This is a genomic window from Dyadobacter alkalitolerans DSM 23607 (genome assembly GCF_000428845.1).
Classification (GTDB): Bacteria; Bacteroidota; Bacteroidia; order Cytophagales; family Spirosomataceae; genus Dyadobacter; species Dyadobacter alkalitolerans.
Map to the genome: position 1 here is coordinate 1 of NZ_AUAS01000018.1, position 17,112 is coordinate 17,112.

17 protein-coding genes are annotated in these 17,112 nt (G+C 45.2%); 7 read left to right on the top strand and 10 right to left on the bottom strand.

Annotation, left to right across the window (positions count from 1 at the left end):
* Positions 1–212 (top strand): transposase (locus G395_RS30165; RefSeq protein ID WP_026628752.1); only part of this gene is annotated, 212 nt, incomplete at its 5' end.
* 157 nt (positions 213–369) lie between these two features.
* Here the strand turns inward: G395_RS30165 and G395_RS0123775 are convergent.
* Positions 370–3,285, bottom strand: coding sequence for a TonB-dependent receptor (locus G395_RS0123775; protein WP_374754389.1), 2,916 nt, complete (start codon positions 3,283–3,285; stop codon positions 370–372).
* A gap of 313 nt (positions 3,286–3,598) precedes the next feature.
* Between G395_RS0123775 and G395_RS0123780 the strand changes: the two genes are divergently transcribed.
* Together G395_RS0123780 and G395_RS0123785 are read left to right on the top strand one after the other, a co-directional pair.
* The gene (locus G395_RS0123780) at positions 3,599–4,669 is read left to right on the top strand and encodes a sensor histidine kinase (RefSeq protein WP_026632354.1); all 1,071 of its coding nucleotides are present in this window, start codon (positions 3,599–3,601) and stop codon (positions 4,667–4,669) included.
* Entirely contained in the window at positions 4,666–5,400 is a 735-nt protein-coding gene (locus tag G395_RS0123785) for a LytR/AlgR family response regulator transcription factor (protein WP_026632355.1), read from the top strand. The genes G395_RS0123780 and G395_RS0123785 overlap by 4 nt, the downstream gene beginning before the upstream one ends.
* A gap of 10 nt (positions 5,401–5,410) precedes the next feature.
* Here the strand turns inward: G395_RS0123785 and uvrA are convergent, their stop codons facing one another.
* A complete protein-coding gene (gene uvrA, locus G395_RS0123790; protein ID WP_026632356.1) occupies positions 5,411–8,263 on the bottom strand; it encodes an excinuclease ABC subunit UvrA in 2,853 nt (950 codons plus the stop codon).
* A gap of 231 nt (positions 8,264–8,494) precedes the next feature.
* On the opposite strand from uvrA, the gene G395_RS32445 reads away from it, so the two are divergent.
* On the top strand, positions 8,495–8,659 hold the full coding sequence (locus G395_RS32445) for a hypothetical protein (RefSeq protein WP_169720069.1): 165 nt from the start codon (positions 8,495–8,497) through the stop codon (positions 8,657–8,659).
* Here the strand turns inward: G395_RS32445 and G395_RS0123800 are convergent.
* The 4 genes from G395_RS0123800 to G395_RS0123815 are packed head-to-tail and all read right to left on the bottom strand — an operon-like array spanning position 8,631 to position 11,083.
* A complete protein-coding gene (locus G395_RS0123800) occupies positions 8,631–9,245 on the bottom strand; it encodes an IMPACT family protein (protein WP_026632357.1) in 615 nt (204 codons plus the stop codon). The two genes, G395_RS32445 and G395_RS0123800, sit on opposite strands and share 29 nt — an antisense overlap.
* Positions 9,235–10,422, bottom strand: coding sequence for an MFS transporter (locus G395_RS0123805; protein ID WP_026632358.1), 1,188 nt, complete (start codon positions 10,420–10,422; stop codon positions 9,235–9,237). Before G395_RS0123805 ends, G395_RS0123800 begins: the two co-directional genes overlap by 11 nt.
* Before the next feature lie 51 nt (positions 10,423–10,473).
* Complete coding sequence (locus tag G395_RS32245; protein ID WP_157486795.1) at positions 10,474–10,638, bottom strand: hypothetical protein; 165 nt, start codon at positions 10,636–10,638, stop codon at positions 10,474–10,476.
* Between the two features lie 4 nt (positions 10,639–10,642).
* Complete coding sequence (locus G395_RS0123815) at positions 10,643–11,083, bottom strand: DUF6934 family protein (protein WP_026632359.1); 441 nt, start codon at positions 11,081–11,083, stop codon at positions 10,643–10,645.
* A gap of 102 nt (positions 11,084–11,185) precedes the next feature.
* Here G395_RS0123815 and corA point away from each other — a divergent pair, with 102 nt between their 5' ends.
* The gene (corA, locus tag G395_RS0123820) at positions 11,186–12,130 is read left to right on the top strand and encodes a magnesium/cobalt transporter CorA (RefSeq protein WP_026632360.1); all 945 of its coding nucleotides are present in this window, start codon (positions 11,186–11,188) and stop codon (positions 12,128–12,130) included.
* Here corA and G395_RS0123825 read toward each other — a convergent pair.
* On the bottom strand, positions 12,127–12,957 hold the full coding sequence (locus G395_RS0123825; protein WP_026632361.1) for an FkbM family methyltransferase: 831 nt from the start codon (positions 12,955–12,957) through the stop codon (positions 12,127–12,129). The two genes, corA and G395_RS0123825, sit on opposite strands and share 4 nt — an antisense overlap.
* Before the next feature lie 94 nt (positions 12,958–13,051).
* Positions 13,052–13,936 carry a hypothetical protein gene (locus G395_RS0123830; protein WP_026632362.1) on the bottom strand — a complete coding sequence of 295 codons (885 nt, stop codon included), beginning with the start codon at positions 13,934–13,936 and terminating at the stop codon, positions 13,052–13,054.
* 206 nt (positions 13,937–14,142) lie between these two features.
* On the opposite strand from G395_RS0123830, the gene G395_RS0123835 reads away from it, so the two are divergent.
* Positions 14,143–15,138 (top strand): ribonucleoside-diphosphate reductase small subunit, encoded by a 996-nt coding sequence (locus tag G395_RS0123835; RefSeq protein WP_026632363.1) that lies wholly within the window; start codon positions 14,143–14,145, stop codon positions 15,136–15,138.
* Positions 15,139–15,258: 120 nt separating this feature from the next.
* Here the strand turns inward: G395_RS0123835 and G395_RS0123840 are convergent, their stop codons facing one another.
* A complete protein-coding gene (locus G395_RS0123840; RefSeq protein WP_026632364.1) occupies positions 15,259–15,717 on the bottom strand; it encodes a regulatory protein RecX in 459 nt (152 codons plus the stop codon).
* A gap of 120 nt (positions 15,718–15,837) precedes the next feature.
* Here G395_RS0123840 and G395_RS0123845 point away from each other — a divergent pair, with 120 nt between their 5' ends.
* A complete protein-coding gene (locus G395_RS0123845; protein ID WP_026632365.1) occupies positions 15,838–16,653 on the top strand; it encodes a metallophosphoesterase family protein in 816 nt (271 codons plus the stop codon).
* Here G395_RS0123845 and G395_RS0123850 read toward each other — a convergent pair whose 3' ends face one another.
* On the bottom strand, positions 16,654–17,100 hold the full coding sequence (locus G395_RS0123850; protein WP_229204273.1) for a type II toxin-antitoxin system VapC family toxin: 447 nt from the start codon (positions 17,098–17,100) through the stop codon (positions 16,654–16,656).
* Positions 17,101–17,112 lie beyond the last annotated feature (12 nt).

The window sequence follows — 17,112 nt, forward strand, 5'->3', positions numbered from 1 at the left end:
TGGATAGGCAAAAACAGCAAGCCGACGAGCTGCTAAAAAGTGAGGAAGGCATTGTCAAACGAAAGAAGCGGTGCTATGACGTAGAACCCGTCTTTGGCAACATTAAACATAACCACGGCTTCCGCAAGTTTATGCTCCGCGGCAAACAAAAGGTCGAAATAGAGTGGGGATTGATCGCACTAGCCCAGAATATCAGGAAAAGGGCGGCCTAGGAGGGCTGTTTACGCGCCTACCTGGCAAATCCAGTAAGCTAGCTTTTAACGGCGGATTTTGAATCTTAATTCTCAGTTACAAAAACCAGAAACGAAAGAGGGTGCCCCATTTTGAAATGAGACACCCTCTTCGCCTTTTTTCATATTATCCAAAAAATTACGGCTTCTTAGTAGTATCTGCTGGCACTGCTGGTTTTGCAGGGATAGCTGATGAATCAGCTGGAATCATTGGCTTAGCGGTTGAGTCAGCTGGCATAACCGGCCTCACAGTCGAGTCCGCTGGCATTACGGGCCTTGACATTGAATCTGCTGGCATTACAGTTGGGCTTGTCGCGGAGCCGACAGGGGTTGTCATCGGACGCGCAGTTGAATCCGGGCGAGTGCCTGGCTGCATGGGCATGCCTTGTCTTGCCGGTCTGGCTGTGCTGTCGATGCCTGCCGGGCGGCCTGCGCCTTCTGGACGGGATGCGTTTGGAGCAGATGGGCGCATGGTTGGCACGATTACTGCTGGTGCTCCTTGAACAGCACCGGCTCCGGCGCCTGCATCCATTCCACCACCTTCGCTTTTCTGGTCATCGTTATTAACTGATTTTCTTCTCCGTGATTTCTGCTCGGTGAATGTCATTTTCCCTAAACGATACGAGAAGTTAATCCGGAAACCTCTGTTGAACAGATAGTTTGTGTTGTTCTGCGTGAATGATGGCGTTTCAAGCTGCGTTTTCATTTTGAATGATGGGGCCAGGAAGTTCTCCATTCCAAATCCAATGCTTCCGCGCTTGTTGGTAAAATCTTTCTTGATTCCCAAATCATACATTCTGAATCCGGCTTGTGTTCCTTGAAGCTGAACATCGCGTCCCCTCATGAAACCGCCTGCCTGCAATCCCCATCCGTTTTTAATGTTCAAGCTCGTTCTAAAACGGCCACTTAGTACGAAACCTGTGTTGGAAGCTGCTAACAAAGGATCCGGATTGTTATTTGTAAGATCTGCATAGTAAGCGTCAAAACCTCCTCCTACTTGCCATCTTTTAAAGAATGTCATGTTTCCGAAAACATTCACCCCATAATTTTTCTTCGAACCAATGTTACCATAAGTTGTCGTGATAACCCCGGCTTCGTCGGTCGTACGAATGCTTTCGATTGAACTGTTGGTAAAACGTGCAAATGTAGAGACGTTCACATAAAGTGAATTCTTGAAAAAGCTTGTTCCTAATTCAACCTGATCCGTCAATTCAGGACGGAGTTGCGGGTTACCCACAGTGATGTTCTGTGGGTTCGCCGCATTTCGATTAGGATTTAGGAATTGAATGCCAGGACGTTGAAGGCGGCGGTTATAACCCAGCTTAACGGTTTGTCCTTTGCCAAATGTTTGGGACAAGTTAAGACTCGGCACCAGGTTACTATAAGCCGGAATGCTCAGGTCGCCCTGCTCACCTTGCGTAGCATCAATGCTGGTATACTCATAACGCGAGCCCGCCTTCACGGTAAATTTGCTTTTCGTTGTATATGTGTAGGAAAAATATCCCGCTGCAACATTCTGATCGTAGTTCAAACTGCTCGCAGCTTGCGGTGTGTCGACTGTATTGTAATAATCAAAATTACTGACCACTTGACGGAAGATGCCTTTTCCACCAAATTCAACCAGCTGATTGTCTTTCACCGGCGTCTGATAATCCACCTGAATGGTGCTTTCCTGATTATGGCTGGCGTTGTTGTTGCCCTGGCTTCCCAGCAGTTCGCGCAGTTGACTGTTATTTAGAGAATAAATGTCTGCGTCAAAGTCATTCGTCCGGTTGTTACGGCTAAACTGTGTAGAAATGCTCAACTCCTGCTGCGGCTTGGCTAATGTTTTGATATAATCCACATTCACGTCCCAAGTGCCAGACAAGTCTTTTGTATTTACATCCCGGAAGCTATTGCGCGTTGTGCCGTCGCTTTGCGTGTTGAATGTTGACAAATCCTGCTGATTACGCATGTTACGCATGCCATAACGCACCCCGGCAGAAAGTGAAGTTTTGGAATCAATCTCATAATCCCATCCGAAGTTATAAGAACCGAAAGCCATCTTATTATCGGACTCGCTCATCTGGCGGATCGAGAATTTATCAATTTTACCCACTTGCAGGTTTTCAGATTTGCCCGGCATATTGTAGTTAAAACGGCCAAAACCACCCAAACTGAAACCCATTTTACCAACTCTGTAATTTCCTCTCAATCCCAGGTTTGAACCTCTGTTACCAATGCCCGTATCCAAATTCAATGTCCCACCCTGGATCGTGCTTTTCTTGGTAACAATGTTGATAATTCCAGCGGAACCCTCAGCATCGTATTTTGCTGATGGCGAAGTGATTACTTCAACAGATTTGATCATATCCGCCGGAATTTGTTTCAATGCATCCGCAACGCTGGTTGCGATAATAGTCGAAGGTTTGTTATTGATCAAAACCCGAACATTAGAACTTCCTCTTAATGAAACATTTCCATCCAGATCGACCGTTAACATCGGCACTTTCTTCATTACATCCGAAGCGTCGCCGCCTTTGCTGGTAATGTCCTTTTCGTTGTTATAAACAAGCCTGTCCACTTTCTCCTCGATCAATTGCGCCATTCCCACAACTTCAACCTCATTCAACTGAACCACATCCGGTCCCAGGCTTACATTGCCCAGGTTAAGTTCTGTTTTGCGGTCAATCTTAATGTCATTGATGGTTTTGGTTTTATAACCAATAAAAGAAATAAGGATTTTAAAATTTCCGGAAGCCACTTTGGTAAGCTCGAAAGCACCTTTTTCATCAGTAGTCGTTCCGTCGATCGGGTTATTTGTTTTAATGTCAACCAAAGAAAGCGCTGCAAATTCGACCGGTTTTTTACTCACCGAGTCAATGAGGATTCCTTTAATTTTACCATTTCCTTTGGGTGTGTCCTCGGCCGTTCCGGGGATCACTGTCTGGCGCTGCGGCCTGTCATTTCCACCGCCGCGGTTTCCGCCAAATCCGCCGCCACCTCCCGGAAATTGCGCCAAGGCTGCGAAGCTCAGCAACGTCATAAGTATAACAGGAGTAACTTTTCTTATCATGTCCATGGTTGTATTGCAATAATTGTTCGATTCAATTTCAAAGTAAATACCTTAATCGGACAACAAATCGGGCAATAGATGGAAAGGACACTTCCACCGATCAAACCGCACTTTTACCCGATAAGTCCGCGGATCCTGTTCTTAGAATAATGCAGAACTGAGTATTTGTGACGCGAAGTGGCTTTATAGAGTGATGGTGCTCATCAGTCGGTATTTGCAGGGCGTTAATCGATTGGGCTAGGCACTTTGATTTATTACACGTAAGATTGTAATTGCAAGCTACGTTTCCTGCAATAACCTAACAGACACAAAGATGGATGCAAATGCCGCCCGAAAATATCCTCCGTTTTTCCTGCATATCCTGGGATGGAGTTTCCTGGCCCTATTCTTAATGTGGCAACCGCTGAGCTGGCAGATCCAATTTCCTATGACATTCTGGATCAAGCAGGCTGTTCAGTTTACGCTGTTGATTACGATTTTTTATCTCAATTACTATATATGGTTTCCCAAGTTCCTGGCTAAAAACCGTTACGGCCGCTTCATTATACTGAACCTGGTTTCGGTCGTAATGTTAGCTGTGATCATTGAGCAGGTAAAAATTTCAATCCACCACGGCGAGCAGATGGATCAGGCATTCAAGACGGCGCGGGAAACCAATGGTGACAAAAAGCGGCAAGACAGGCTCGACTATTTTGCATTGCTGACTGCCCTGCTCATCATAGGGATCAGCACGAGTGTGGCGGCGGTGAGGGAAACGCAGCGGGATAAACAGTTTAGGGAAAACCTTGAAAAAGAGAAGATTAACTCCGAGTTATCTTTCCTAAAAGCACAGATCAATCCGCATTTCTTTTTCAACACATTAAACAACATATATGCATTAACGGTCATTGACGTGGAGGCGGCGCGGGAAGCGTTGCATAAGCTGTCACGGATGATGCGTTATGTGCTTTACGAAACCCAGCACGGGACTGTGTTGCTGAGCCAGGAAATCGCGTTTGCGCAGGATTATATTCAATTGATGCAGCTGCGATTGACGGATAAAGTGACAGTCCACCTTGATCCGCCAAGCCCGATGCACGATGTTTCTATTGCTCCAATGCTGTTTTTGCCCTTTATTGAAAATGCGTTTAAGCACGGCGTTAGCGCTGTTCAGCCCAGTAGGATCGACATTCAGATTCGGCAGGACAAGCACAAGATTTTTGTAGAGGTCAAAAACACATTATTTACGGATAAAAGAGCCATTTTGGACGAAAGCAACGGCATTGGGCTCGTTAATACGCAGCGTCGGCTGGACCTTTTGTATCCGGGAAAATATCAGCTGGAAGTGAATGAGAACAAAGAAGAAAAAGAATTTGAAGTTCATTTGGAATTAGAAACTGCATGAGCGTACTCCAATGCATAGCAGTCGATGACGAGCCGTTAGCGCTCGGACTGGTTTGCTCTTTTATAGAAAAAACACCTTTCCTGGCACTTGCCGGGCGATATTCCAGCGCCGTCGAAGCGCTGCAAGCCATTCATTCCAAGCACATTGATGTCATTTTTCTGGATATTCAAATGCCTGATCTCACCGGCATCGAACTCGCGAGAGTCATTGATAAAGGGGACGGAAGAGCGCCGAGAATCATATTTACGACTGCATTCAACCAATACGCGCTCGACGGATTTCGTGTGGACGCACTTGACTATCTCCTGAAACCCTTTAATTACGAAGAATTCCTGCGGGCAGCTTCCAAAGCGCAGGCTTACAGCGAGTTATTAAACAAAGCTTCCTATGCTAGCGCACCTGATCCCAAAGATGGTTATTTGTTCCTAAAGGTTGAATATCAACTGGTTAGGATTGCTTACGAAGACATTCTTTATATGGAAGGTTTGAAGGATTATGTGAAGGTTCATTTAAAATCCGATTCAAAACCCATCCTTTCTTTGACCAGCTTGAAAGCATTAGAAGAAAAACTTCCTGTCTCCAAGTTTATGCGTGTACACCGCTCATTTATCGTGAATCTGGATAAAATCAGCGCTGTAACAAAAAATACCATCCAAATCGGCAGCATGACGATTCCCGTCAGCGACCAGCATAAGGATGGTTTTAATCAATTTTTGAGCAAATGGATGTAAAAGGGCAAGCTTATTTCAGCTCTTCCTTCAAAAAGTATCCGGTGTAACTTCCCTTCACTTTCGACACTTTTTCGGGCGTTCCTTCTGCAATGATGCGTCCGCCTTGTGCACCGCCTTCGGGTCCAACGTCAATCACGTGATCCGCAACTTTGATGACGTCCAGGTTATGCTCGATAATGAGGACTGTATTGCCTTTTTCAACCAGTTTGTTCAAAACATTCAGCAAATGCCTGATATCCTGGAAATGCAATCCGGTTGTGGGTTCATCGAGAATGTAAAGCGTTTTTCCGGTGTCGCGTTTCGAGAGTTCTTCCGAAAGCTTTACGCGCTGCGCTTCTCCGCCTGACAATGTGGTTGCGTGCTGGCCTAATGTAATGTAACCCAAACCTACATCATTCAATGTCTGCACTTTACGCAAAATCCTGGGCTGATTTTCAAAGAATTCCAATGCGGATTCTACGGTCATATCCAGAATGTCGGCAACCGATTTTCCTTTGAAACGTACTTCTAATGTTTCGCGGTTAAAGCGCTTTCCTTTGCAAGTTTCACAGTTAATGTGCACATCTGGCAGGAAATCCATTTCAATTTTCTTCATTCCCGCGCCTTCGCAATCTTCGCAGCGTCCGCCTTTCACATTAAAAGAGAACCGTCCGGGTTTATAACCGCGGATTTTGGCTTCCGGCAATTCGGCAAAAAGCGTCCTAATGTCTGTAAATAAATTCGTGTAAGTCGCTGGATTGGAGCGCGGCGTGCGTCCAATCGGCGACTGGTCCACTTCAATAACTTTATCAATATTCTCCAAACCTTCCACCGACTTATAAGGCAGCGGCTCTCTTCTGGATTTGTAAAAAAATTGATTCAACAGCGGAAACAATGTCTCATGGATCAGCGACGATTTTCCGCTTCCACTCACCCCTGTAACGCAAACCATCGTCCCCAGCGGAAACGACATGTTTACATTCTTCAAATTATGCCCGGTGCAGCCTTTGATAGAAATCGTTTGGCCACTTCCTTTCCGGCGTTTCTTTGGCACATCAATCGCAGTTCTTCCACTCAGATATTCGGCTGTTAATGAGCCATTTTGCAGAAAAACTTCCGGCGTTCCCGCTCCTACCACATTGCCGCCATGACGCCCCGCGCCCGGCCCAATGTCCAGAATATAATCCGAAGCCAGCATCATATCCTTATCATGCTCTACGACCAGAACGGTGTTTCCAAGATCGCGCAAGCTCTTCAGAGAATTGATAAGCCGCACATTATCACGCTGATGCAGCCCAATGCTAGGCTCATCCATAATGTATAGCACGCCCGTCAGCTGCGTTCCGATTTGCGTCGCAAGCCTGATCCGCTGCGCTTCCCCACCCGACAGTGTCCTTAATGCTCGGTTCAAGGTCAGATAATCCAAACCTACATCCAGCAGGAAGCCAACTCTTTTTCTGATTTCTTTTAAAACCTCGTGACCGATTACGCGCTGCTTTTCCTCCAATCTGTCTTCCAGGTTCACCAGCCATTCCGCCAGAACACGAATGTCACTGTCAGCGAGTTCAGCAATGTCTTTGCCATCCACCCTGAAATGCAAAGATTCCTTTCTCAGGCGCTTGCCACTACATTCCGGACAGGTTTGGACGGTCATAAAATCCTTTAACCAATCCTGAATTTTATCATTTCCGCTTTCCTGCTGGCGCTTCAGGAAGTTGATAATGCCGTCAAATTTAGTGTCCCACTCTGTTCCCGGATATTTTTTGGAAGGAACGGGCACTGCATCTTCGCTTCCGTAAAGGACGAGCTTCATCGCTTCTTCCGGAAATTTGTCCAAAGGTGTTGCCAGCGTTACTTTAAATGGTTTTAGTAAAACTTCCAATTGCTTGAAAATCCACGCTTCGCGGTATTCGCCCATCGGCGCAATGCCGCCTTTGGTAATGCTCAAAGATTTGTCCGGCATAATGGACTCTTCCGTGATCTCCTCAATCATTCCCAAACCCTGACAAGTTGGGCACCAGCCGTAAGGTGAGTTGAAAGAGAATGCATTAGGCGCAGGGTCATCATAACTTATGCCCGATTCCGGGTCCATCAGGTTTTGAGAAAAATAGTAAGTTTCTCCTTTTTCATCCAGAACCATCAATGCACCTTTTCCTTGCTTAATCGCCGTCGCCACAGACTGGCTCAACCGATAGCGCGATTGCGTATCTTCGGATTCTTTTTTAGGAATAACACGATCGATAACGATCTCAATGTCATGCACCTTGTAACGATCGAGCTGCATCTTCGGCGCAATTTCCTGCACTTCTCCATCCACCCGCACCTTGTTATAACCCAACCGCGCAATCTGAACAAAAAGCTCACGATAATGCCCTTTCCGACCTTTTACGGCAGGAGCGAGCAATATGATTTTTTGTCCTAAAAACTGTGTAAATAATTGATTAATAATCTGATCCTGCGACTGCTTGACCATCTTCCGTCCGGTAACATAGGAAAATGCCTCGCCTGCGCGTGCGTAAAGCAACCTCAGGAAGTCATAAATTTCAGTCACCGTCCCCACCGTCGAGCGCGGATTGCGGGAAGTGGTTTTTTGTTCAATGCTGATTACGGGTGACAAACCGCTGATCTTGTCCACATCCGGCCGCTCCATTTCGCCGATAAACCCACGCGCATAGGAAGAAAAACTCTCCATATAACGGCGCTGGCCCTCTGCATAAATGGTGTCAAAAGCCAGCGAAGATTTCCCGCTGCCGCTTATGCCGGTTACGACAACGAGCTTGTTTCGGGGAATGTTAACGTCAATATTTTTCAAATTGTGCTCGCGCGCGCCTTCAACTTCAATTAAGTCCTGGCCTTCGAGCTCAGTTGCATTCAAATGTTCCAAAATGATCTTTTATGTTTGTCGATAATTCCATTCAAAACCGGTTATTGAATAACCCTAAAAACGGACCCAGAGTTGCAAAGTTTTTGCACAAGATTGAGCCTCGTCCTCGCACTGCCAGAGCCGGGCTTCTAAAATAGTGAAGGAAGCAATGCTGCGTGCGTGTTCTTTGTTATTTTAGCGCAGAATTGTTGCTGCAACCAGTTAGCAGGCTGTTATACAAAACGCAATATTATGAAAATCAACAACGAAACGGAATACGAAAAAGCCTCCGAACGGGCGGATGAGATTTTTGGCGCCAAAAAAGGATCGCCGGAAGAGCAGGAGTTGAAAGAGTTGCTGAAAGCGATCAAGGATTACGAAGATGACTTCATACGGATGCTGAAAGAGAATGAGTAAGGCCCTCGATCTGCTCGCAACGGGCGATAAACCTTTCCGTGCCCGCCACACGCACTTCCACGACTAACCGGCATTCCATCTCAAAAACCTGCTCTCTAACAGGCAGTTCCATCTCCTTCACAATCCGCATGACATCATTCATCTGCGGATAGGAAAATTTGAGGTGATATAAATTATAAAAGTGCCTTGTAACAATCTCAGACTGGTTTAAAGCATCCTCGGTCGCCAGCTTATAAGCATTAATCAATCCCGGAACACCCAATAATGTGCCTCCAAAATAGCGCACAACCACGACCAGAATGTTGGTTACGTTTCTGGAATACAATGTGTTAAGAATCGGCCGACCTGCTGTTCCGGAAGGTTCGCCGTCATCGCTCATTCGGTAACTCATCCGATCTGCTCCGAGCCGGTAAGCATAGCAATGATGCACAGCTTTGGGATGCAGCTCCCGCAATGTTGCCAAATGCGTTTTTGCATCCGTTTCGCCTTCGATTGGAAAGCTGTATGCCAGAAATTTGCTGCCTTTGTCTTTGAAAAAACCTTCCGCTGGCCCGGTGACGGTTTGATAACTATCGTCAAATAACACGGGCGCGGCGTTTTTTAAATTGGTAAATCAAGATTGTATAGATTAATGCGGCCAATGCAAAACCAGCCATGACAAAGAAAACCAGCGGCAGATTTCCCCGATCATTTGCAAAAAGCTCAGCGGACAAAAATGCCCCTAACCCAATGCCCGCTTCCAAAGAAATGAACATGGTTGCAATGGACCGCCCGCGGTTATCGTCCCGACTTAAATCCACCGTCCAGGCAGAAAGCACCGGCGACAAAATGCCCATTGACATGCCGAAAAACGCAGCGCCGGCAAAAAACATGGAAACTGAATTAGCATAACCTGTAATGATCATGGCAATGATGAGCACGATGCAGCCTGCGATGGTCACTGGAATCCGGCCGTGCCTATCCGAAATTTTACCAGCAAAAAGCCGGATTAGAATAGAGAAAATCGTAAAAAACATGAAATAAAAACCACGGTTTTGCAGTCCCAAATATCCGCTGAAATCTGGCGTAACAGTTGCCACGGCCCCATAGCCGAAGTAGCAAAGGAATGTTACCAGCGCCGGGCTGAACACGGCCGGCTCGAAAATATCTCGTCTTGTAATTTGAAACGCATTCCACGAAAGACGCTCTTTCTTAACGAGCGTTTCTTTCATATTCAAAAGGATTGCAATGGACAAAAACGCAAAAAGTGAAGAAGTATAAAACAAAGCGTTCAAGGAAAACGCCTCGCTGATCATACTCCCAACCGCCGGTCCGAACGCAGAGCCCACGCCCATACACATCCCATGCACACCCATCGCCTCCCCGCGTCTGTCGGCCGGAACAATGTCGGCGACATAGGCAGATGTGCCGGTTGGTTTGAAGCCCGTTGAAAAGCCGTGAACCAATCTTAGCAGTAAAAACGGCATCACCGTTGTAAAGATGGGATATAAAAATCCGCAGACGAAACAGACAATCGAACCGAATGCCATTACGGGAACGCGGCCAATACGATCTGTTAAGCGACCGCTGAATGGTCGGGAAAGTCCGGCTGTTAATGTGAATAGACCAATGATTGCGCCTTTATATTCCGCACCGCCCATCTCGGTAAGATACCCCGGCAATTCGGGAATGAGCATGTTGAAGCTGGAAGAAAAAAGAAACGAGCTGAGGCCAAGTAACCAGAATTGCGTTGTGAAGATACTTGGGGAAGCTGTACTTTGCATTGCACAAAAGTACGGATTTGAACTAGAAAATGAGGAACGTTTGGTAACTACTTAAAATTTGTCCTTGATCCCGAGGATACTCAGGTCTACGCCGGCGAGGGTCTTTTTAGCCTGTTCCATCTTCCTTTGAATGAAAGCCGAATCGCGGCTACTTTTTAAAGTAGGATCGATTGTGACTTTCGATATATCTACCAACGGGACTCTTTTCTTTTCCATAATACTAACTGAGTTTTTGTTTTACAATAAACGCATCAAACTTAAAATCTATTTCAAAAGGCATTATATCTCCATTAACAATACCGTAAACCGTCAATTTATTTTCCCAACTCGCCTTCTCTTTTGTTAATATTATCTGGTACATTCTGGTTCTTGAACAAGTACTGCCTTTAAAATGTACCGCTTTTCCTGAATGCGTTTCTAGAAAGACAACTAGAATTTGAATAAGGGTTGCCAAAACCATGCCGGTATCTTTGTTGTCTGTAACTACCAGATCATCAACATCATTCTGATTATTTAGATCGCCAAACCCAAAATTGTATAAACCATCAGACATCTCAGCAAATTCCGCTCTCTTACGAACAATCCGCTGCTCAGAAATGCTTTCAAAAGTGAAGGATAAAAAATCCTCTGACCCCCGGAAGGGGTAATAATCATGTTTCAAAATAGTGTGTGATTGAGTATTGAATTAGCCTGCAAGTTAACTTAAATCCTCATTTTTAGAAATCAGTTTTTGTGGTTGCTTCTTTTTTCCCAACTTTAAAAAATGGTACGCATATTTTATAAAGAAGGTCGGTTGATTAAGCGCGAGAATGATATTCGCGAGCTTGGGAAAGTCAAAAATCTGGTTTGGGTGGATTTGCAGTCGCCGAGTGCGGAGGAAGAGGAATGGGTGGAGAACAAATGCAACATCAGCTTCCAGACACCACAGGAAATCGTTGAAATTGAAAGCAGTTCGCGGTTTTTTGAACAAAATGATACGATTAATGCCAACTCCAACTTCCTGCGCATCGATCGTGATGGGTATGAGATGTATCCCGTTTCCTTTATTTTATATCAAAATGTGCTCTTTACTTATCGTCGCGGTGATTCCAAAACTTTTGCGGATACGGTGAAGAAAATGAAGGTGAGCACGGAAAGCATTCAGAGTGGCGTAGACTTTATGCTGCTGTTGCTGGAAACGCGAATTGAAGCTGATGCAGACTCGCTGGAAGGCATTTCGCGTGACATTTCGGCCATTAGTAAGGACCTTACCCACGAACAGAAAGCCCGTCAGGAAGTCTTGATCCGCATCAGTGGATTGCAGGAAACCACAATGATGTTGCGTGAAACGAGCATTGACAAACAACGCGTGCTCTCCGGGATTTTAAGAAGTCAGTATTTTCCGGAAGACAGGAAGGAACATTTACGGATCATTCTGAAAGACGTGAGTTCACTGCTCGAATACACTACATTCAACTTCGAACGCCTTGAGTATCTGCAAAATACATTCATGGGTTTGATCAACATTGAACAGAGCCAGGTGATCAAGATTTTCACCGTGGTAACGATCATTTTCATGCCGCCAACGCTGATCGCAGGGATTTTTGGCATGAACTACAACCACATTCCCACCACCGCAGAGCCCTGGGGATTTGGGCTTTCGCTGTTCCTGATGGTGTTCTCGTCGCTGATTGTGCTTTGGTTTTTCCGCCGAAAACGCTGGATCTAAGCTTCGTTCGGAATCGCGTAAAAGTTGAAGGTTTTCCACTTATTCATATCACGTGGGCCTTCGATTTTGATAATTTTCGCGTTCTCGTTGAAGTCCGAAAAATAATGTAATGTGTAGCCAAATTCAGAAACAATGTGGTAAAGTTCGGCGCGCTCTTCGGTGGTTGCCTTTGGAAAACATTCCGCCACAAGCACTGGTTTAAACTGCCTGATAAGCTCACTGATTGAGCGAATCACTTCCATATCAGCGCCTTCCACATCCACTTTAATGAAGGAAAGCCTGTTTAATAAAGAAGCATAATTGGATTTCAGAAACTTTTCAAGGTTAATGCCCTTGATCTTCTCAGGAAGCTGAAACGCACCCTGGTCTTCCACAATTTCGTTGGAAATGCCGCCGTTGCCGAATGAAGCTTCCGAGGAACTGTAAAAAAACTCGCCATCCTCTTTCGTTATGGCGTAAGGCAGCGGGATAATGTTCGTTTTGTCAACATTAAGGGCCACGTTTTTCTCCAAAATCTTAAAAACGTGCGGGTTAGGATCGAAACCAATCGTTGTGCCGGTTTTCCCTGTAGCGAGCGCCATAGGGACGGTCGTGTCGCCGATATTGGTGCCAATGTCGATGCAAAGGCTTCCTTTTGGAATAAATTTTTTGAAAAAATTGACTTCTTCCTGCGTAATCACCTTTGGATTTACCAACGGGTTTTTCCAGTTTGCAAATGATATTTCACCTTCCTCGGCCAACACAAATGTGTCTGTTTTGTGAGGATATTCCTGAAATTGGCGGCGTGCTTTCTTCCTGGCCAGTGAATTTTTAAAATACTCAAACATGTAACGTAGGAATTTCGTGAGTTTCTGAAATTACAATATTAAGTATTAAAACGCGAAATTATGTTATCCGTTTATAGTCATTTAAACGCTGTATTCACAATAACCTGTAATTTCTGAACTCAAACAGCCGCTTGCCCGTCCGCTTTTCGTACCAGTAAAGCATTGCATCTTTAAGCTTGAACCGCTTCTTCGAAGTGTCTAGTTCCACCTTCCAGTTTTGGCGGCCAATGCGTTCTTGCATCACATCGGGATGCGTGCCCTCGAAACGTTTTAGAGAATCAAATTCTTCATAATTGAAAACATCGTCCGATTCCAGAATCTTCTCCCAAGTCTCGCCCTCATTCCAAAAACGGCTTACATTTTTCATCTTGGTTTTCATCTGTGCCGGACTTTTCACCCAGCCATAATGATATACCGCCGCGCCCGAATGCTTCACATTCAATTTCTGATTGCCTCTCCGAAAACCCTGCGCATCACGATAAGCTGAAATAGGCTGACCTTTCTGATTCATTTCATTCCTTATAATACGGATTTCGCGGCGATACCATTTTCTGCTGTCGCCAATGTAATCGTAAGTGCCATAAAAATGCACATAATCAAACAGCAACGCTTCAACCCGCTCATCATTCAAATGTTCTTGGCATGCTTCGATAATGGTTTTGTGATATTTCTCATGCACCGCTTCGTCGCCCTGAATGTAAAATGCCCAGTCCGAATCGGGTGAAATTTGCTTCAAAGCCTTGTCTGTTTCCACTGCCAGCACTTTTCCGCCTTCCCGCAACGACATGTCCCATTCCGATTCGACGATCCTGATTTTGTGTGATGGAATCGCCTTGATCAGCGCCAATGTATCGTCATCGCTCAACCCTACGCTCACCAGCATTTCGTCCACAGCAGGCAATATGGACGTGATCGCTTCTACAATCGGGTAGTCGTTAATGATGGCATTCCTAATGATCGTAAAGCCGGAAATCTTCAATGTAAGCGGGATTTAAAGTGATGTGAGCGCGACAAAGTTAGCTTATTCGTCCTAAGAATATCCCCAAAATAAGAATTCAATTTGATCCGTTTCTCCTTGAATTTTCAAAGCAAAGCGTGTAGATTTGTTTTCTCCAGCCCTGCAAATCCGGCCAGGGCAATTCAAGAAATTATACATCAGGTCCTCGTAAAAATTTTTAAATACTTATGTCACAAGAACTTACCAGACAGGAACCCCTGTTAGTAGAAGATCCTTTGCGGTTTGTGTTATTTCCGATCAAACATTCCGATATCTGGGAAATGTACAAACGCCACGAAGCGTCTTTCTGGACGGCCGAAGAGATCGACCTTTCTCAGGATATGAAAGACTGGGAGAACCTGAACGACGGTGAAAGGCATTTTATCTCGCACGTGCTTGCATTCTTTGCGGCTTCGGATGGGATTGTTAATGAGAACCTGGCGGTCAACTTTCTGAGCGAAGTACAATATGCCGAAGCCAAATGTTTCTACGGCTTCCAGATTGCGATGGAGAACATCCATTCCGAAACTTACTCGCTGCTTATCGACACATACATTAAAGATCCGTCTGAGAAAGACCATTTGCTTAGAGCGATCGATACAATTCCGTGCGTTCAGAAAAAGGCGGAATGGGCATTGAAATGGATCAATAGTCCTGTTTTCGCAGAAAGAATCATCGCATTCGCAGCCGTGGAAGGAATCTTCTTCTCCGGATCATTCTGCTCCATTTTCTGGCTCAAAAAACGCGGCTTAATGCCTGGGCTTTCCTTCTCGAATGAGCTTATTTCACGCGACGAAGGCTTGCACTGCGAATTCGCTTGTCTACTTTACACACGTCACATTGTGAACCAGTTACCGCAAGAACGCGTGATTGAAATCATGATGGACGCCGTTACAATAGAGAAGGAATTTGTAAGCGAAGCATTGCCCGTGTCCCTAATAGGCATGAATGCAGACCTAATGAATCAATACATCGAATACATCGCCGATTTCTGGCTGGAAAGATTGGGCTGCGAAAAACAATTTGGCTCTGCTAACCCATTCGATTTTATGGAGTTAATCTCCCTTCCAGGAAAGACCAACTTCTTTGAGAAGCGAGTTGGAGAATATCAGAAAGCCGGTGTAATGAGTGGTGTGAAGGATAAAGATTCAGGACATAAGATTTCTTTTGATTCCGATTTTTAAGTAAAATGTTGCTTAAATAAGCCTCTGTCAGCCTGAGCGTAGTCGAAGGCGCGCTACTCCTGGGTAACGTGCCTTCGACTACGCTCAGGCTGACAGAGCAAAGCTCAGGGTAACAAGCTTCTAAACCAGCAACTCCTCAACAACCTTCCAAACCAACTCACTCTCATAACCCTTCCCAAGTGCAAACCTTACCAACTTCTGTTTCAGCTTGAAAGGATCAACCTCCGTCTTCACAAGCAAGTTTTTCTTCTTTTCCAAAAGCATTTTCAATCCCTCCACATACGCCTTATCCTCAATCTCCCCCATTCCCTTTTCAATGCTATACTGGCTCAATCCGCGGCGGTTTAGCTCTTGCCGGATCTTCATCCGGCCCCAATTTTTAACCCTGAATTTCCCGCCTGCATAAGTTTTGGCAAAGCGCTCTTCACTCAGATAATTCATTGAAATCAGCTCTGCAATGAGCTCATCGGCTTCGTCGCCCCACACATTCCACTTTTTCAGGCGTTGCCGCACCTCATCTTGCGTCCTTTCCTGGTAAGCACAATATGAGGCTGCTTTTTGCAGGATTAAGCGATCCATGAATTGATTTTTATATTAAATATTCTTAACAAGGTGCAAGAATAAAGAAAATATCCTTCGCGAATAACTATTTTTGGAATAATATCACCACCCCTGAAAGACCCAAACCTGAACGATACAATGACATTCAAACGCCGCTCTTTTCTCAAACTTTTACCCGCATTGCCAGGCCTTTCATTCATTTCAAAACCAAAGGAAAACAATGTTCCCGCCAGAATTTCGATGCGGTTCATCGTCGCTTCTGACGGACATTACGGCCAGCCAAACACCGATTTCAAGCAATTCCACACGGACTTAATAAGCTGGGTAAATCGCGAAAAAATGCAGAAAGGAGTCGATTTTCTATTCTTCAACGGCGACCTCATCCACGACGATCCGACATTGTTATATGATTTCAAAAATACCATCAGCAACCTCAGCGTGCCGTTTTACGTAAGTCGCGGCAATCATGACAAAGTTGGCCTGGACGTGTGGCAAAGCACCTGGGGTTATCCTACCAATCACAGTTTTGCCAAAGGTGAATACGCATTCATCATCGGCGATACATCCAATGAAAAAGGCGAATACGTGTGCCCGGACGCAACCTGGCTAAAAAACGAAATCGCCAAACATAAAGACAAAAAAGGCATTTTCGTATTCCTGCACATCACCCCCGCCAAATGGACCGTGAACGGAATCGAATGCAAAGAAGTCATCGACCTTTTCGAGAACACGCCCAACGTCAAAGCCATCTTCAACGGCCACGACCACGACCAGGACAGCACCAAAATCTACGGCAAAAAACCCTACTTCTTCGACGGCCACTTCGGCGGCAACTGGGGAACAACATACAAAGGTTACCGGATTGTAGAAATTTACGAGGATCACACCTGGCAGTCATACCAATATAATCCAACGGCGGCTCCGGTTTTGAATAGTTTTACTGGGAAGTCGTAATTAGTCAATCCAATTTTGAAGCTGAATGCCCGGCATATTTGCAAAATGTCGGGTATTTCGCGTCACAAGAATTAAGTTATGAACGATAGCAGTGCTTCCGATTAATAGATCAAAGTCCTCTATTGGTCTTCCTTTTCTCCGGAGACTGGTCTTTTGACGAGCATATTCATTCAGGACCTCGCTGATTTGCAAAATCCTTCCTTTAAAAATTCCTTGAAAGCTTTCGAATTGCTGGCGATTCAGTTGACGACGATGCTCAGAACTGTTTTCAACACCAAATAACAGCTCGGCAACATTAATTTCTGACAGAAAACATGCATCAATGCCGACTTGGCGAATCTTTTGTTTGATGCCGAAATCGCTTTTAAGCGCATGAATACAAATATTAGTATCAAGCAAAAATCTATCAGAGTTCGACATCCCGAGAGCTGGATTGTCTAGCACCATAAATCATAGCAT

Excerpts from the sequence above, each read along its gene's own strand:
- G395_RS0123845 (WP_026632365.1), top strand. The coding sequence starts at position 15,838 with ATGACATTCAAACGCCGCTCTTTTCTCAAACTTTTACCCGCATTGCCA.
- G395_RS0123785 (WP_026632355.1), top strand. The coding sequence starts at position 4,666 with ATGAGCGTACTCCAATGCATAGCAGTCGATGACGAGCCGTTAGCGCTC.
- G395_RS32445 (WP_169720069.1), top strand. The coding sequence starts at position 8,495 with ATGAAAATCAACAACGAAACGGAATACGAAAAAGCCTCCGAACGGGCG.
- G395_RS0123825 (WP_026632361.1), bottom strand. The coding sequence starts at position 12,957 with ATGTTTGAGTATTTTAAAAATTCACTGGCCAGGAAGAAAGCACGCCGC.
- G395_RS0123775 (WP_374754389.1), bottom strand. The coding sequence starts at position 3,285 with ATGATAAGAAAAGTTACTCCTGTTATACTTATGACGTTGCTGAGCTTC.
- G395_RS0123780 (WP_026632354.1), top strand. The coding sequence starts at position 3,599 with ATGGATGCAAATGCCGCCCGAAAATATCCTCCGTTTTTCCTGCATATC.
- G395_RS32245 (WP_157486795.1), bottom strand. The coding sequence starts at position 10,638 with ATGGAAAAGAAAAGAGTCCCGTTGGTAGATATATCGAAAGTCACAATC.
- G395_RS0123805 (WP_026632358.1), bottom strand. The coding sequence starts at position 10,422 with ATGCAAAGTACAGCTTCCCCAAGTATCTTCACAACGCAATTCTGGTTA.
- G395_RS0123840 (WP_026632364.1), bottom strand. The coding sequence starts at position 15,717 with ATGGATCGCTTAATCCTGCAAAAAGCAGCCTCATATTGTGCTTACCAG.
- G395_RS0123835 (WP_026632363.1), top strand. The coding sequence starts at position 14,143 with ATGTCACAAGAACTTACCAGACAGGAACCCCTGTTAGTAGAAGATCCT.
- corA (WP_026632360.1), top strand. The coding sequence starts at position 11,186 with ATGGTACGCATATTTTATAAAGAAGGTCGGTTGATTAAGCGCGAGAAT.
- G395_RS0123850 (WP_229204273.1), bottom strand. The coding sequence starts at position 17,100 with ATGGTGCTAGACAATCCAGCTCTCGGGATGTCGAACTCTGATAGATTT.